Genomic DNA, 16,589 nt, shown 5'->3' on the forward strand with positions numbered 1-16,589 from the left:
ATGAGCGCTGCAGATTCAGCTTTTAGTTTAGATAGCGTCGAGCAAGCCATCGCCGACATCGCGGCCGGCAAGGCCGTCGTCGTCGTGGACAATGAAGATCGGGAAAACGAAGGTGATCTCATCTTCGCCGCCGAGCTCGCCACCCCGGAACTCGTGGCTTTCATGGTGCGTTATAGCTCCGGATATATTTGTGCACCTTTGCTCCCAGAGGACTGCAAGCGCCTGAACTTGCCCCCGATGATGGCGGTTAACCAGGACGTGCGGCAGACCGCCTACACCGTCACCGTGGACCTGGCTAATGGCTCCACTGGCATCTCCGCTACCTCGCGCTGTGAGACCATCCGCAAGTTGGCTGATCCCTCCTCCGAGCCGTCGCAGTTTACGCGCCCGGGCCATGTCGTCCCGCTGGCTGCCCGCCCGAATGGTGTGCTCGAGCGTGATGGCCACACGGAAGCCGCGATCGATCTGGCACGGTTGGCGGGGCTCCGCCCGGCCGGCGTGCTCTGTGAGATCGTTTCCGAAGAAGACCCCACGGATATGGCTCGCTCGCCGGAGCTGCGCCGCTTTGCCGACGCCCATGGGCTCACGATGATCTCCATCGAGCAGCTCATCGAATGGCGCCGCCACAATGAGCAACAGGTTCACCGCGAGGTAGAAACCCGCCTGCCCACCGAGTACGGCGAGTTTCGCGCGGTGGGCTATGTGAATGGCGTCGACAAGCGCGAGCACATTGCCCTCTTCGTCGGTGACGTGGAGAGCTATTCCGGTGCGGAAGACGTACCTGTCCGCGTGCACTCTGAGTGCCTGACCGGTGATGTCTTTGCATCTGAGCGCTGTGACTGCGGCCCGCAGCTGCAGGAATCCCTCCGCGCGGTCCAAGCGGCCGGGCGTGGCATTGTCATCTACCTTCGCGGACAGGAAGGGCGTGGCATTGGCTTGGTGAACAAGCTCAAGGCCTATCGCTTGCAAGATGACGGGATGGACACCGTCGACGCCAACGTGGAGCAGGGGCTGCCTGAAGACGCCCGCGAGTACTCCGTTGCCGGACAAATCCTGCGCGATGTGGGCGTGAAATCCGTCAACCTCTTGACCAACAACCCACACAAGGGTGAGGGGCTACAGGGCTTCGGCATTGACGCCACTGCCCGCACCGGCCTGGCGACACCCGCCACGGCCGAAAACATTAGCTATCTGCGCACGAAGCGCGACAGGATGGGCCATGACCTGCCACAGGTGGCCGAATGGGATCTCAAACACTCTTAGAGCATTAAGACCGAACTCTAGAACAAAACAAAGGAGCACACCGTGAGCAAGGAAGGCCTGCCAACCCCGAACAATGTCTCGGGAGAGGGACTGCGCGTCGCCGTGGTTACCGCCACATGGAACGCCGAGATCTGCGATCAGCTGCACCGCCGCGCGCTTGAGACCGCCGAAGCCGCTGGCGCTGAGGTCACTCCGTTGCGCGTCGTCGGTGCCCTTGAGCTGCCCGTCGTGGTCCAAGCTGCGGCGCGCACCCACGATGCTGTCGTGGCGCTGGGCTGTGTCGTCCGCGGCGGCACTCCGCACTTTGACTACGTGTGTGATTCGGTCACGCAGGGACTGACGCGCATTGCTCTCGACGAGTCGACGCCTGTAGGAAATGGTGTCCTGACGGTGAACGACTATGAGCAAGCCGTCGATCGCGCCGGATTTGAGAACTCTTCAGAAGATAAAGGCGCGGAGGCTATGCATGCAGCTTTAGAAACCGTGCATACGTTGCGTACACTGAACGAGTCGACCCTAAAGTAGGCTGCCAAGCGCAACCACGGCGATCTGCATACCGCGCAGGTCCGTGGCCTTTCTTAGCGGAGTGATGAGGAGATGGAAACTCGATGACGGATCCACAGGTGCCTTCGGCGCACGAAGAGCGCGCGCGATCAGCCCGCGCTGGCAAGGCCTCCCAATCCTCGCAGCCGGTGGCGGCCGCTGCGTCTGGGGGTTCCTCGAGCGTGAGCGATGAGCAGGTGCGGGCTTATACCAGCGCCGATCCCTTCGCCCAGACTTCATCCAAGCCCTGGGAGTATGAGGCCACCTCGCCCTATCTGCGCAAGGTGGCAATCATCTGGATCATCCTTGTGATGGCAGCGCACCTGTTTATGGGCTTCACGGTTGGCTTGTCCTTTACCGGCGCGACTGTGACGACGATTGATAAGTTTGCCTTCCCCGGCGTCGGCGTGATTATCTCCATCCTGTCTTGGTTGGCACTGACGCGTCCGCGGCTGCGCGCGAACTCCGATGGCGTAGAGATCCGCAACATTGTGGGAACCCGCTTCTACCCGTGGCAGGTCATCTATGGCCTGTCCTTTCCCGAAGGCTCGCGCATGGCACGCATCGAACTTCCTGACTTTGAATATGTTCCGGTGTGGGCCCTGCAATCGGGCGATAAGCAGGACATTATCACCAAGGTCCGCTCTTTCCGTGACTTGGAAGCCCGCTACATGCCGCAGGATGACTAGTGGCCGATCCCTCTGAGTACCGCCCTGCGCCCGGAAGCATCCCCACGGATCCGGGCGTTTATAAGTTCCGCGATGACAATCGCCGCGTCATCTATGTGGGCAAGGCAAAGAATTTGCGGGCGCGGCTATCGAACTATTTTCAAGACATCACGCAACTGCACCCGCGGACCCGCCAAATGGTCCTCACTGCGGCTTCGGTGGAATGGACCGTGGTGGCCAGCGAGGTGGAAGCGCTGCAGTTGGAGTACACGTGGATTAAGCGCTTCGATCCACGCTTCAACGTCATGTACCGCGATGACAAAACGTATCCGATGCTCGCGGTATCTGTGGGGGAGACCATCCCGCGAGCGTTTTTCTACCGCGGCCCACGCCGTAAAGGTGTGCGCTACTTTGGCCCCTATTCCCACGCCTGGGCAGTGCGTGAATCCCTCGACCTGCTGACGCGAATTTTCCCCATGCGCACGTGCGCCAAAGGGGTATTCAACCGCCATGAGCGCTTGGGCCGGCCTTGTTTGTTGGGTTATATCGGAAAATGCGATGCCCCTTGCATTGGCAGGGTGAGCGCCGAGGAACACCGTGAGACGGTGAACCAGCTGCTGAGCTTCATGAACGGTAATACCGGTGCTGTACGCAAGCGACTAACCCAGCGAATGGAGGAGGCCTCAGAGAACCTCGAGTTCGAGTTGGCTGCCCGCCTGCGCGACGATCTCGGCGCGATTGACAAGCTCATGGAGCAACAGGCTGTCGTGCTTTCCGACGGCACCGACGCCGACCTCATCGCGTTTAGCTCCGACGAGTTGGAGGCGGCAGTTCAGATCTTTCACGTGCGCGCGGGGCGCATCCGCGGCCAGCGCGGCTGGGTGGTGGAACGCTCCGGTGACCAAGCCATCACGGAGCCAATCGAGGAAGGACAGCCTGATCCGGGGCTTCCGGCGCTCATCCAGAATTTCTTAATCCAGTTCTATTCGGATGCCGTGGAGCGTCAGCGCCAGGAGGCCGCGGAAGACGCCAAGCTGGAGCGCAGGGGAGTAGACCAGGAATCCCATACCGCGGTTCATCGGGGAAACGCCATCCCCCGTGAGATCTTGGTCCAAACGCTGCCGGACGAAGCCGGTGAAGTGAAGATAGTTCTGGAGGACCTGCGGGGCGCGCAGATTGACTTGCGGGTTCCGCAACGCGGTGACAAGCGCGCCTTGATGGAGACCGTCGAGCGCAATGCGAAGGAGCAGCTGCGGCAGCACAAACTCAAGCGAGTCGGAGACCTTACTGCTCGATCCGCAGCCCTGCAGGAGCTGCAGGAAGCGTTGGACATGGATTCCGCGCCGCTGCGCATCGAGTGCACGGATATCTCGCACATTCAGGGCACCGATGTCGTGGCCTCCCTGGTGGTTTTCGAAGATGGGCTACCGCGCAAGTCCGATTACCGCCGCTACCGCATCAAGGAGGCGGCGGGCGATGGCCGCTCCAACGACGTGGGGTCTATCGCTGAGGTGACCCGGCGCCGCTTCAAGCACCACCACGAGGACAAACGAGCGGTTCCGGACGAGGAGCTGGAAAACACCACCTTCGCTGAAGAAATGGTCCGCGAGGAGGCCGCGAGCCAGACCAAACGCAGCTCCTACCCGCCGCAACTGTTCATCGTCGACGGTGGCGCACCGCAGGTGGCGGCGGCGCAGGCGGTGTTCGACGAGCTCGGCATCGTCGATGTGACACTCATCGGCCTGGCCAAGCGCCTGGAAGAAGTGTGGGTCCCGGGCGATGATGAGCCGGTGATTCTGCCGCGTAATTCGCAGGCGCTATTTCTTCTTCAGCACCTCCGCGATGAGGCGCACCGCGTAGCTATTACGTACCACCGACAGCAGCGGTCGAAGCGGATGCGCTCGTCCGTACTCGATGCGGTACCGGGATTGGGGCCGCAGCGGCGCACCGATCTGGTGAAGCACTTCGGCTCAGTGAAGAAGCTCAAAGAGGCCAGCGTGGAGGAGATTGCTGCGGTGAAGGGGTTTGGCCCGAAGCTGGCGCAGACGGTATTTGATCATCTCCAGGATTCCTAAGCAGGTTTCCCTCCTTGCCTCGTGATCAGATGGTAAGAATGGAAGTCATGACGCTGTTAGACTCCCCACCCATTTTGATCACGGGCATGTCAGGCGGTGGCCTGACGTCGGCGGCTAAAGTGCTGGAGGATAAGGGCTATTACGTAGCCCACAACATTCCGCCGAAGTCTATCGTCGACCTACTGAGGCTGTGCGCTCGGCCCGATTCCCCGGTGACAAAGATTGCCGCGGTGACCGATGTGCGTTCCCGAATGTTTCCGGGTTCTTTAGCGGAAACCTTGGAGGAACTCGAAAAGCTGGATATGAAGCCCACCCTGCTTTTCCTCGATGCGCGCGATGATGTGCTCATCCGTCGCTTCGATTCGGTGCGGCGTACCCACCCGATGCAGGAGGGCGAAACCCTCAAAGCAGGCATCCAACGAGAGCGCGCAGCGGTGCAATCAATTCGCGAGCGCGCGGACATCATCATCGATACGACCAACCTGTCCGTCCATGATCTGCGGCGCGCTATCGAAGCATCCTTCGGCGAAATGGGTCATGAGAAGCAACACGTCACGCTTGAGTCCTTCGGCTTCAAGCATGGCTCACCGCGTGATGCGGACCTTGTCGTTGATGTTCGCTTTCTTCCCAATCCCTATTGGGTACCTGAGCTGCGGGGGTACCGTGGCACCGACGAGCCGGTTGCGGATTATGTCTTGTCTCAAGAGGCGGCTGAGCCCTTTATCGAGCGGTTCATCACCATGTTTGACTCGATGCTCACCGGCTACCGCCATGAGGGGAAGAACTTCATCACCGTGGGCATCGGTTGTACCGGTGGGCACCATCGCTCGGTGGCCGTTACGGAAGAAATTGCCCGCCGCCTCAGGGACCGCGGTGACCTCGATGTGAGCACGTTGCACCGAGATATTTCTCGCGATTAGGTGCGATAAGATACATATTCATTCCCTACCTAAATAACTGAAAGCTATTATTCCCGTGACGACTCTCCCTATCCACATGGCTAGCCTGGGCGGCGGCCATGGGCTGTATCAAACTCTGCTGGCCGCACGCCGTACGGGCGCGGAGACAATCTCCGCCATTGTCACTGTGGCCGATGATGGCGGTTCCTCCGGCCGCTTACGCCGTGAGATGGACATCATCCCGCCTGGTGATTTGCGCATGGCCCTTGCCGCTCTGTCGAGCGATTCGGACGAAGGACAGCTGTGGGCTTCTACTTTGCAGCATCGATTCCAGAGCACAGGTGCCATGGCCGGGCACGCTGTGGGTAATCTCCTTATCGCCGGACTCAACGAGGTGTTGGGGGACTTCCAGGCGGCGCTCGATGCCGTTGCGCGTTTGACGGAGTCGGCCGGACGGGTGCTGCCGGCCGTAAATCTACCGCTCGAGATTGAGGCGGATGTTTCCGGGCTTGACGACGACCCCCGTATCATGCGCTCCGTGCGCGGCCAGGTGGCCGTTGCCTCAACTGTGGGGCAGGTGCGCCGCGTGCGCATCATCCCGGAGAAGCCGGAAGCTAACCCGGAAACGATCGCTGCGCTGCACGACGCGGATTTGATCACCTTGGGCCCCGGCTCGTGGTTTAGCTCCGTGCTCCCGCACGTTCTCGTTCCGGACATCGTCAACGCTATAACGTCGTCGGATGCCCTTCGCGTGGTGGTGCTCAATCTTTCCGCCGAACCAGGGGAGACCCAGGGGTTTTCTGCGGAGCGCCACCTGCACGTGCTAGCGCAGCATGCGCCAAACCTGCGGGTCGACAAAGTCATCGTCGACGGCACCGGTCTCCCCAATGAATCGGAGCGAGTCTTTGTGCAGCGCGCTGCTAGTGTGCTCGGCGCCAGCGCAGTATTTCGGGATGTCTGTCAGACGGACGCTGACGGGAACTCGCTGAACAAACACTGTCCAGACAAGCTAGCGCAGGTTCTTACCGAACTGTATGCCGAGTACGCTGCCGAACGTGGGGCGACGGCGGGTGCCCCGGGCACTCATCGGGGCTAGGCGCACGATAGACTATGGGGCATTCATTGTTCACTGCTACGTCATAGCGCATACGTCATAGCGCACAAGTGCGGCGCGACGCGTTGCGTGCCTTCTAGAGTGAGGTCAGGCTGCGTCGTACTGCGCTACTGCCGACGTTCGCGGTGCACTGTGTCAAGAGTCGAAAGGGGAGGCACGAGGTGTCTGCGTCGTTGACCGATCAGGTCAAGGAAGAGCTTACGGCGGTGTCCGTACCGCGCCAGTCCGCTCGTGCGGCGGAGGTTGCCGCAATTCTCAGGTTTGCCGGTGACCTCCACATCACCGGGGATCGAGTGATGTACGAGGTCGAATTGGAATCCCAGAGCGTGGCCAATCGTTTAGTCACTGCGCTCGATGAGCTGTACTCAATCGCGGCGAGCACCCATGTGGCGGGTCCCGCTGCATCCTCTAAGAAGAGCAGAGTGCAAGTGCGAATCACCTCCGGGGCCAAGGAGCTTACGAGGCGGCTGGGTTTGGTAACTCGCTCCGGACACCCCGTGGTGGGCCTGCCACCGCAGGTCATTTCAGGTTCTGTTGCTGATAATGAAGCGGCGTGGCGTGGAGCCTTCTTGGCTCAAGGATCATTGACAGAGCCGGGCCGCTCTTCAGCGCTCGAGGTGACGTGTCCGTGCCAGGAGGCGGCTCTCGCCCTCGTGGGCTGCGCGCGCCGTTTGGGAGTGGTGGCGAAGACCAAGGAAACACGCGGCGCCGACCGCGTCGTGGTGCGCGATGGCGACGCCATTGGCGCGTTGCTGACCCGTATGGGCGCTCAGGAGACTCGCCTGACGTGGGAAAAGAAGCGCATCCAGCGAGAGGCTCACGACACCTCCCGCCGCCTCGACAACTTTGACGATGCCAACTTGCGCCGTTCCGCTCGAGCGGCAGTAACCGCTGCGGCCCGCGTCGAGCGTGCCATGGTGATCTTGGGTGATGACGTGCCGGAGCACTTGGCTGATGCTGGCCGCCTACGTGTGCAGCACCGCGAAGCCTCCTTGGAAGAACTCGGGCGTTTGGCAGATCCGCCGATGACCAAGGACGCGGTGGCTGGGCGTATTCGCCGCCTATTGTCCATGGCGGATAAGCGTGCCAAGGAACTTGGTGTACCGGATACGACGAAAGCGGTGACTGAGGATCTCTTTGAGGAGTCCTAGGATCCAAACGTCGTAGTTTCCAATCCTTGCCCCAGACAGAGTCGTGAGTGCCCGTTCGGGCACTGAAAGGCTCGTCTGGGGCATTTTTCACGGTTTGGGTGCCCGTACTGTTTTGGGTTAACCCGCTCTTTTCCGGTTAAGTGAGATATCCCACCCTACAATTCCGACACCCAACACAATCCCACATAATCGGGCATTACCGCAGGTGTCTGAACTTTGGTCCCCCACCATCCCCGATAGAAGCCTTAACAGTGTACGCCTCTTTGTGCCGTCATGTGAGAGCTTGCAACAGGAGCTCACATGCTCACTGCGGGAAGCACAATGGGTCGGTACTATCGGCCGTGTTGGGAAAACCACCGAGCACGTCACGGAAGTGGCAGAGCAACGGTTCCGCGGAAGCGGTTTACCGCACTGCCGTTAAAGACAGAGTCTCGGAAGCCCCACAACAGAACTTCACTCGATTATTTGAGGAGACATTACAGTGACCATTCGCGTAGGTATCAACGGATTTGGCCGTATCGGCCGTAACTTCTTCCGTGCAGTTGCACAGGGCAACACCGACCTCGAGGTCGTAGCCGTCAATGACCTGACTGACAACGGCACTCTTGCCAACCTGCTTAAGTACGACTCCGTGCTGGGCCGCTTCGACGGCACCATCGAGCACGACGAGGAGTCCATCACCGTCAACGGTCACCGCATCGCTGTCTCCGCAGAGCGTGACCCGAAGAACCTGAAGTGGTCTGAGCACAACGTTGACATCGTCATCGAGTCCACCGGCTTCTTCACCGACGGTGAGGCTGCCAAGGCTCACATCGAGGCCGGTGCCAAGAAGGTCATCATCTCCGCACCGGGCAAGAACGTTGACGGCACCTTCGTCTACGGCGTCAACTCCGACAAGTACGATGCTGATAAGCACAACGTCATCTCCGCTGCTTCCTGCACCACCAACTGCCTGGCTCCGATGGCAAAGGTCCTCAACGACAAGTTCGGCATTGAGAAGGGCCTCATGACCACCGTTCACTCCTACACCGGTGACCAGCGCCTGCAGGATGCTCCGCACCGCGACCTGCGCCGCGCCCGCGCCGCCGCCGTGAACATGGTTCCGACCTCCACCGGCGCTGCTAAGGCTGTCGCTCTGGTTCTGCCGGAGCTCGAGGGCAAGCTGGACGGCTACGCAATGCGCGTTCCGACCATCACCGGTTCCGCCACCGACCTGACCTTCGAGGCTTCCCGCGAGGTTACCGCCGAGGAGATCAACGCTGCCATCAAGGAAGCTGCTACCGGCGAATTCGGTGAGACCCTGGGCTACACCGAGGACCCGATTGTCTCCACTGACATCATCACCGACCCGCACGGCTGCATCTTCGATGCCGGCATGACCAAGGTCTCCAACGGCAACCTGGTCAAGGTACTCGGCTGGTACGACAACGAGTGGGGCTACACCAACCAGCTCGTCCGCACCACCTCCTTGGTTGCCTCCAAGCTCTAAGGACTCGATTCTTAGAATGAGCACAGTGAACCAAGCTGTGATTGCCTGCGGTAGCACCACAGGTTAGAAAACCGGCCCATGCGCCACGCCTCATGATTACGTGGCGTGCGCTGGGCCGTTATTCGTCTATCCAGAACGCACACGGCGCCCCGAACCCGCCGTGCTAGGCGTTCACCACACTTTCTAATTGAATAGCATTAACCTTTAGCTTGAATACCTACCTTTAAGGAGAACACTATGGCTTTCAAGACTGTGGACGACTTGCTCGCAGAAGGCGTTTCCGGCCGTCACATCCTTGTTCGTTCGGACTTCAACGTTCCGCTCGATGACGAGGGAAACATCACCGACTCTGGCCGTATCACCGCCTCGTTGCCGACTATCAAGGCATTGATCGAAGGCGGAGCCAAGGTCATCCTGTCCGCGCATCTGGGTCGCCCGAAGGGCGAGGTCAACCCGAAGTACTCCCTGGCACCGGTTGCTGAGGCACTGTCTGAGGCCCTGGGCCAGTACGTTGCCCTGGCCGGCGACGTCAGCGGTGAGGATGCCCATGAGCGCGCCAACGGCCTCAATGATGGCGATGTCCTGCTGCTCGAGAATGTTCGCTTCGATCCTCGCGAAACCTCCAAGGACGAGGCCGAGCGTGGGGCCTTTGCCGATGAGCTCGTTGCACTCGCTGCGGATTATGGCGCCTTCGTTTCTGATGGCTTTGGCGTCGTCCACCGCGCACAGGCTTCGGTGTATGACGTCGCCAAGCGCCTGCCTGCCTACGCCGGCAAGCTGGTTCAGAAGGAAGTGGAGACCCTCGCAGCAGTGGCTGAGAAGCCTGAGCACCCGTATGTTGTCGTACTCGGCGGCGCTAAGGTTTCCGACAAGCTCGGTGTGATCGAAGCCCTTGCTGGCAAGGCCGACAAGGTCATCATCGGCGGCGGCATGTGCTACACGCTCCTGGCTGCAAAGGGCTACAACGTTCAGAATTCCCTGCTGCAAGAAGACCAGATCGACAACTGCAAGGAGCTGCTCGAGCGCTTCGGCGACAAGATCGTCCTGCCGGTCGACCTCGTTGCTGCAACCGAGTTCAACGCTGACGCAGAGAACAAGGTCGTTGCACTCGACGGAATTCCGGAGGGCTGGATGTCCCTCGATATTGGACCGGAGTCTGTAAAGAAGTTCGACGAGGTCATCGCTTCCTCCAAGACCGTCTTCTGGAACGGCCCGATGGGCGTGTTCGAGATGGAGGCCTTCTCCAAGGGCACCGCAGGTGTCGCTCAGTCCATCATCGACGCCACCGCGAAGAACGGCTCCTTCACCGTCGTTGGCGGTGGCGACTCCGCAGCCTCCGTCCGCCTCCTCGGCCTCGACGAAGAAGGCTTCTCCCACATTTCCACGGGCGGCGGCGCTTCCTTGGAGTTCCTGGAGGGCAAGGAGCTGCCGGGCGTTAAGGTCCTGGAATCCTAGTCATATACACCGTCAACACAGTCTGATCTAGAAAGGCTAATCATGGCACGTACCCCGCTAATTGCTGGTAACTGGAAGATGAACCTCGACCACAAGGAAGCCATCAGCTCCCTGCAGAAGTTCGCCTTCTCCCTGCCGAAGGACTACTACGAAAAGGTCGACGTGGCCTTCATGGTCCCGTTCACTGATATCCGCACTGTGCAAACGCTTGTCGACGGCGACGACCTCCAGTTCACCTATGGCGCACAGGATATTTCCAAGCACGAGTCTGGCGCCTACACCGGTGAAGTATCCGGCAAGATGCTGTCCGCCTTGGACTGCTCGTGGGCAGTCGTAGGCCACTCCGAGCGCCGTCAGTACCATGGCGAGACCGACCAGCTCGTTGCGGAAAAGGCTGCAGCGGCGCTGGCCAACGGAATCAGCCCGATTGTGTGCGTCGGCGAACCCCTCAACGTGCGCGAGGCTGGCACTCACGTCGATTACGTGGTTACCCAGACGCGCAACTCCCTGCAGGGGCTTTCCGCAGAGGATCTTGCTAAAACCGTCATCGCATACGAGCCCGTGTGGGCAATCGGCACCGGTAAGGTTGCCTCCGCTGATGACGCACAGGAAGTGTGCGCCGCTATCCGTGAGCTCGTTCGCGAGCTGGGTGGCGATGAAGTGGCCGAAGGCATCCGCATTCTCTACGGCGGTTCCGTCAAGGTCGACTCCATCGCAGAGATCGTGGGCAAGCCTGATGTAGACGGCGGCCTCGTCGGCGGTGCATCCCTGAAGGGCGAGGAGTTTGCCAAGTTGGCGGCTAACGCTGCACAGGGCGCTTAGTTCTTCCAGCTGATCGCATCTGCACCACTCTGTCGTGGCGGGTCGGAATGGTTTCTGGCCCGCCACGTGGTGTATCATCAAGGTTTATTGCGCCCGTTCGCTGGCGCCCCTTTTCCAGCGTGAAAGTGATGCACACCTTCACGCGCCACACTAACCGTTTGAACGCGTACAACAAGGAACTATTTCATGATCTTGGCACTGGAAATCATCCTCGTGATTGCCGCAATCTTGATGTCTATCTTCGTGCTGCTGCACAAAGGTAAGGGCGGCGGCCTGTCCAGCCTCTTTGGCGGCGGCGTACAGTCCAACCTGTCTGGTTCCACCGTGGTGGAAAAGAACCTCGACCGCTATACCGTGGTCATGGTGGTCATCTGGCTCGCCTGCATCGTAGCTCTGAACCTGCTGCAGGCTTATAGCTAAAGGCAGCTGACGAGCCTCCGGCTCCGGACACGATTAACGCTGCGTGCCTCCTCACGTCGAGGGGGACACGCGGCGTTATAGGTTTTCTCGGGTTGCGTGCACGCGTTGTTAGAGCTTCTGCGCGGCGTCTTCGCTCACGAAAAGCAGGGTCTCTTCCGTTCCCTGGGCGCCAGCGGCCGGCCAGTCTTCTGCAGCAGCGCCAGCAACAAGGTGTGATACCGCCTCGGCTTTTTCTTCTCCGGAAACAAGGAACCAAATGCGCTGAGAGCGGTTGATCGCGGGATAGGTTAGCGTGACACGCTCCGAAGGCGGCTTCGGGGAATCGTGGACTGCGAATGCATAGTCCGAGTCCTCGTAGACTGCCTCCGAATGCGGGAAGAGGGAATTGATATGGCCTTCGTGTCCCATGCCGAGGAGATGCAGATCAAACCCCTCAGGTGCGAATTCACGAATCTCGCCTTCATAAGCCTGGGCGGCGTGTTCCATGGACACGGCGCCCAAGTCATAGCCGTGGATATGGCGCTCGGGAACGCCGACCTGGCTCAGGAGTGCTTCGCGGGCTTGGCCCTCGTTGGAATCAGGATCACTGACCGGCACGTTGCGCTCGTCGCCGAAGAAGACATGGACTCGCGTCCAGTCCACCGAGAGGGCAGGGAAGTCGGTTCCTTGCTGCTGGGCGGCGTGAGCAAGGCGAGCCAATTCGCGCAAGACACCAATGCCTGCACCGCCACCGGTGAGGACTACGCGGGCTACTCCGTCTTTGTGAAGGCCTCCGCCCGGGGCTTGAACCGCCGCAACCGTCTCAATGAAGGCGAGTGCGGCGGAGGATATGAGCTCATCGATGTCGCTAACGCGGCGAAGCGTGACCATAGTGCAGAAAGATCCTTGTGAATGCTGTGTCTAGGGGGTCTAGGGGTCTAGGTGAAAAAGAAAAGTCTACGACTACACACTGTAGTCCACTCGAGCTAAAGCGCGGAGAGAATGGGCGTATGTCTTATCTGCGTCGAGGTGGCGGAGTTCCTCTGAGAGTACTTCCGCTTCGGAACGTACGGTGAGGCTTACGAGGGACTCTGGGGAGCCGGGAACGCTGACCCTGACCGTCTCGGAATCGACAACGGTCACACTGACATCTGCAGTGGGGCGGCGGAAGACTACCGAGGAGATCGGGAAAGGACCCGCCGTGCAGTCCGAGACGGTGCGGGTGACGGGGACGGAGAGGGCGTCGAGAAGCCAGCCAGCTGCAAAGTCGACTGCAGCGTGGTGCTCAGCACCAGAAATTTCGACGGAAGTGACCGGCTCATGGGGGTGACGGTCAAGCGCCGAGGCTACGATGCCTCGCCACAGGGTAATAGCGCCCCACGACATGTCGGAATCACCAGGCGTGTAGCCCGAAGACAACACGTGCAGGTCATACTGGTCAACGCCGCTGCCGAAAGCCACGTTCGTAATGCGGCGTTGGGCGAGTGCGCCGATGGGCACCGCGGCTGGTGACGGCGGGCACGCGGTGGGCCACCATGCCACGATTGGGGTATCGGGAAGAAGAAGGGGAGTAACCACGGACTCCGCTTGGTCCGCTAGCGCGCCGTGCAGGTGCATCACGACGATTTCGGAAGCGCCCGCTTCGCCGCCCACGCGCAGCTCGGCGTCGAGCCGCGTCTCTTCCTCCAAGGAACCTGTGGCAATCACGATGACGCGAGAAGGGTGCTCGTGGGAGGCATCACGAACCGAGGCGAGAAGGTTGTCTAGGTCATCGCCCTCCTCAGTCATGACGATGAGGGTGAGGACGCGGCCTGTCGTGAGCGTGTAATGCTCCTGCATTTCCACGAGCTTCTTGGAGATCTTGCGCGTAGTCGTATCGGGCAAGGGGATAATCATTAAGCCATTCCTCCTAGGGACCTACGGACGACGCCAGGAATGTCCCCGGCGGCGCAGCATTTTATCGGCAGACTCCGGTCCCCACGTGCCGGCGCGGTATTGCTCCGGCTGACCAATGTTGGACCAGTATTCAATGATGGGATCGAGGATGGACCAAGACAACTCAACCTCTTCATTGGTGGGGAAGAGGGAAGACTCGTCAAGGAGGGCGTCGAGAATCAGGCGCTCATAGGCCTCGGGAGATTCCTCCGTAAAGGCCTCGGCATACGCGAAGTCCATGTTGACATCACGGACCTCCATCGTGGATCCGGGGACTTTGGAACCAAAGCGCATGGTGACGCCCTCATCTGGCTGAACGCGGATCACCACGGCATTCTGGCCTAGAGCCTCAGCTTGGCCTTGATCAAAAGGCTGGTGGGGTGCTGTCTTAAACACGAGCGCAATTTCAGTCACACGGCGGCCTAGGCGTTTGCCAGTGCGCAGGTAGAAAGGAACGCCCGCCCAGCGGCGGGAATTGACCTCAAGAGTGCAGGCTGCATAGGTTTCCGTCGTGGATTCCGGATCAAAACCCTCTTCCTCCCGGAGGCCTTTGACATATTGCGATCCCTGCCAGCCGGCGGAGTATTGGCCACGCGCAGTGGTCTTGTTCAGCGGATGCACGGCGTTGGTGGCTCGCAGCACCTTAATCTTTTCCGCCTGAAGAGCCTCGGGGTCGAAGGAGGAGGGCTCCTCCATTGCTACGAGAGCAAGCAATTGGAGGAGGTGGTTTTGGATGACGTCGCGCGCGGCGCCGATGCCGTCATAATAGCCGGCACGCCCGCCCAGCCCGATGTCCTCAGCCATCGTGATCTGCACGTGATCGATGTAATGCGCATTCCACATTGGCTCGAAAATCTGGTTGGCAAAGCGCAGGGCCATGATGTTTTGGACCGTTTCCTTGCCCAGGTAATGGTCGATGCGGAAAACCGAGGACTCAGGGAAGACGGCGTTGACAATCTCGTTGAGCTCGCGCGCGGAAGCCTGATCGTGTCCGAATGGCTTTTCAATGATGACGCGGCGCCAGGAATTATCCGTGCTATCGGCCATACCGACGCGCTCAAGCTGGTGGCAAATATCGGAGAAAAACTCCGGCGGTACCGAAAGATAGTAGGCCCAGTTTCCACCCGTGCCGCGGGAGTCATTGAGCTCCGCCAGCCGCGCAGAAAGCTTGTCAAAGCCGGCGTCATCGAAGTTGCCCTGCACAAACTCGATTCCCTTGGCAAGGTGCTCCCACACATGCTGGTTGAAGGTGGTTCGCGCACCTGCTTCGGCGGCCTCGCGGACATAGTCACAGAATGCCTGCTTGTCCCAGTCGCGACGGCCGTAGCCGACCAAAGTGAAGCCTGCCGGAAGCAATCCGCGGTTGGCCAAGTCGTAGATGGCGGGGAGGAGCTTCTTGCGCGCCAAGTCACCCGTGACGCCGAAAATCACCATGCCAGAGGGGCCGGCGATGCGTGGCAGGCGCTTATCCTTCGAGTTGCGCAACGGGTTGACCCACGCGCTGCTAGTGCTCACTAAGTGTCCTTTCGGTCTGTGTGAGGTAAGTCCAACAGCCCAGCATAGCGACACGCGCCCCGCCGACCATAGTTGCATGGCCATTTGCGGTGCGCGCGGCGATTGTAGGCGGTCAAGAATTCACGTTCGATTAGGAGAGGCGATCAGTCATGGAGGCAAGCAATTCCTCCCAGGCGTTGACGAACTTGTCGACGCCCTCCTTCTCCAGCACAGCAAAAACATCGTCGAAGTCGATGCCGACTGCCTTCAGTTGTGACCACACGTTCTCTGCCTGCTCAGCAGAGTCACTGAGAGCGTCGCCGTGCAGGTTGCCCTGTTCGAGAACGGCATCGATGGTTTTCTCCGGCATTGTGTTGACGGTATCTGGGCCAGCTAGCTCGGAGACGTACAGCGTGGCGGGGTAGTCGGGGTTCTTGACGCCCGTCGACGCCCACAGGGGGCGCTGCGGGTGTGCACCAGACGACAGGTGTGCGCCTGGCTCCTTGAATTCCTTGAGGAACAGGGCATAGGCACGCTGGGCGTTGGCAACCCCGGCCTTTCCACGCAGTGCGAGGGCCTCCTCAGTGCCGATCAGCTCGAGGCGCTTGTCCACTTCGGTATCCAGGCGGGAGACGAAGAAGGATGCCACGGAATGAATCGTGGAGACGTCCTTGCCAGCCTCGGCAGCGCGCTTGATTCCCTCCTTGTACGCAGCGATGACGTGGGCATAACGCTCTACGGAGAAGATTAGGGTGACGTTGACGGAGATACCTTCCGCAAGCGCCTCGGTGATGGCTGGTAGGGAGCCTTCCGTAGCCGGAATCTTGATCATGAGGTTGGGGCGGTCAACCTTGGCCCACAATTCGCGCGCCTGCTTCAAGGTTGCGTCTGCATCGGCGGAGATGCGTGGGTCAACCTCGATGGAGACGCGGCCGTCGCGCCCGCCCGACTTCTCGTAAATCTCAGTGAAGATATCGCATGCGTTGCGGACGTCGTCGATTGCCAGCGAGTACACCGCCTCATCTGCGGCAGCGGACTTTTCCTTCAGCGCTGCGATGTCGGCGTCATAGGAGGTGCCGGAGGACATTGCCGCGGCAAAGATGGCTGGGTTCGTGGTGACGCCCACGATGGACTTGGTGTCCAAGAGCTCACGAAGATTGCCGGAGTCTAGGCGCTCGCGGGAAAGATCGTCGAGCCAGGTCGACGTCCCGAGGCGAGCCAATTCATCAATATGCGTCATGGTGTTGTGCAGATCCTTTCGTGGTGAGAACTCGGAACGGGA

At 60.2% G+C, this 16,589-nt stretch carries 15 protein-coding genes; 11 read left to right on the forward strand and 4 right to left on the reverse strand.

Going from position 1 to position 16,589, the window contains the following annotated elements:
• The 11 genes from HMPREF2698_RS10575 to secG all read left to right on the forward strand — a co-directional run bounded on the left by HMPREF2698_RS10575 (window position 1) and on the right by secG (window position 11,899).
• Window positions 1-1,263, forward strand: coding sequence for a bifunctional 3,4-dihydroxy-2-butanone-4-phosphate synthase/GTP cyclohydrolase II (locus HMPREF2698_RS10575; RefSeq protein WP_070524307.1), 1,263 nt, complete (start codon window positions 1-3; stop codon window positions 1,261-1,263).
• Window positions 1,264-1,305: 42 nt separating this feature from the next.
• The gene (gene ribH / locus HMPREF2698_RS10580) at window positions 1,306-1,788 is read left to right on the forward strand and encodes a 6,7-dimethyl-8-ribityllumazine synthase (RefSeq protein ID WP_070524305.1); all 483 of its coding nucleotides are present in this window, start codon (window positions 1,306-1,308) and stop codon (window positions 1,786-1,788) included.
• Between the two features lie 83 nt (window positions 1,789-1,871).
• Entirely contained in the window at window positions 1,872-2,495 is a 624-nt protein-coding gene (locus HMPREF2698_RS10585; RefSeq protein WP_070564436.1) for a PH domain-containing protein, read from the forward strand.
• Window positions 2,495-4,549 (forward strand): excinuclease ABC subunit UvrC, encoded by a 2,055-nt coding sequence (gene uvrC / locus HMPREF2698_RS10590; RefSeq protein ID WP_070564439.1) that lies wholly within the window; start codon window positions 2,495-2,497, stop codon window positions 4,547-4,549. Before HMPREF2698_RS10585 ends, uvrC begins: the two co-directional genes overlap by 1 nt.
• 38 nt (window positions 4,550-4,587) lie before the next feature.
• The gene (gene rapZ / locus HMPREF2698_RS10595) at window positions 4,588-5,469 is read left to right on the forward strand and encodes an RNase adapter RapZ (RefSeq protein ID WP_070524299.1); all 882 of its coding nucleotides are present in this window, start codon (window positions 4,588-4,590) and stop codon (window positions 5,467-5,469) included.
• A 76-nt stretch (window positions 5,470-5,545) separates the two neighbouring features.
• Window positions 5,546-6,544 (forward strand): gluconeogenesis factor YvcK family protein, encoded by a 999-nt coding sequence (gene yvcK / locus HMPREF2698_RS10600; RefSeq protein ID WP_070564442.1) that lies wholly within the window; start codon window positions 5,546-5,548, stop codon window positions 6,542-6,544.
• Window positions 6,545-6,723: 179 nt separating this feature from the next.
• Window positions 6,724-7,713 (forward strand): DNA-binding protein WhiA, encoded by a 990-nt coding sequence (whiA, locus tag HMPREF2698_RS10605; protein ID WP_070564445.1) that lies wholly within the window; start codon window positions 6,724-6,726, stop codon window positions 7,711-7,713.
• A gap of 481 nt (window positions 7,714-8,194) precedes the next feature.
• Window positions 8,195-9,202 (forward strand): type I glyceraldehyde-3-phosphate dehydrogenase, encoded by a 1,008-nt coding sequence (gene gap, locus HMPREF2698_RS10610; RefSeq protein ID WP_070532937.1) that lies wholly within the window; start codon window positions 8,195-8,197, stop codon window positions 9,200-9,202.
• Between the two features lie 237 nt (window positions 9,203-9,439).
• On the forward strand, window positions 9,440-10,657 hold the full coding sequence (gene pgk, locus HMPREF2698_RS10615; protein ID WP_070564448.1) for a phosphoglycerate kinase: 1,218 nt from the start codon (window positions 9,440-9,442) through the stop codon (window positions 10,655-10,657).
• Window positions 10,658-10,699: 42 nt separating this feature from the next.
• Window positions 10,700-11,479 carry a triose-phosphate isomerase gene (gene tpiA, locus HMPREF2698_RS10620; protein WP_070564450.1) on the forward strand — a complete coding sequence of 260 codons (780 nt, stop codon included), beginning with the start codon at window positions 10,700-10,702 and terminating at the stop codon, window positions 11,477-11,479.
• 186 nt (window positions 11,480-11,665) lie between these two features.
• The gene (gene secG / locus HMPREF2698_RS10625; protein ID WP_070524288.1) at window positions 11,666-11,899 is read left to right on the forward strand and encodes a preprotein translocase subunit SecG; all 234 of its coding nucleotides are present in this window, start codon (window positions 11,666-11,668) and stop codon (window positions 11,897-11,899) included.
• A gap of 108 nt (window positions 11,900-12,007) precedes the next feature.
• Here the strand turns inward: secG and pgl are convergent, their stop codons facing one another.
• The 4 genes from pgl to tal all read right to left on the reverse strand — a co-directional run bounded on the left by pgl (window position 12,008) and on the right by tal (window position 16,547).
• Window positions 12,008-12,769, reverse strand: a complete 762-nt coding sequence (gene pgl / locus HMPREF2698_RS10630) for a 6-phosphogluconolactonase (RefSeq protein WP_070564453.1) — start codon at window positions 12,767-12,769, stop codon at window positions 12,008-12,010.
• Window positions 12,770-12,841: 72 nt separating this feature from the next.
• Entirely contained in the window at window positions 12,842-13,774 is a 933-nt protein-coding gene (locus HMPREF2698_RS10635; RefSeq protein ID WP_070564456.1) for a glucose-6-phosphate dehydrogenase assembly protein OpcA, read from the reverse strand.
• 21 nt (window positions 13,775-13,795) lie between these two features.
• Window positions 13,796-15,328, reverse strand: a complete 1,533-nt coding sequence (gene zwf, locus HMPREF2698_RS10640) for a glucose-6-phosphate dehydrogenase (protein WP_083303832.1) — start codon at window positions 15,326-15,328, stop codon at window positions 13,796-13,798.
• A gap of 130 nt (window positions 15,329-15,458) precedes the next feature.
• The gene (gene tal / locus HMPREF2698_RS10645) at window positions 15,459-16,547 is read right to left on the reverse strand and encodes a transaldolase (RefSeq protein ID WP_070564459.1); all 1,089 of its coding nucleotides are present in this window, start codon (window positions 16,545-16,547) and stop codon (window positions 15,459-15,461) included.
• Window positions 16,548-16,589: the final 42 nt, after the last annotated feature.

Origin of the sequence: Corynebacterium sp. HMSC072A02, assembly GCF_001810085.1 — a bacterium.
In the GTDB taxonomy this organism is placed as follows: Bacteria; Actinomycetota; Actinomycetes; order Mycobacteriales; family Mycobacteriaceae; genus Corynebacterium; species Corynebacterium hesseae.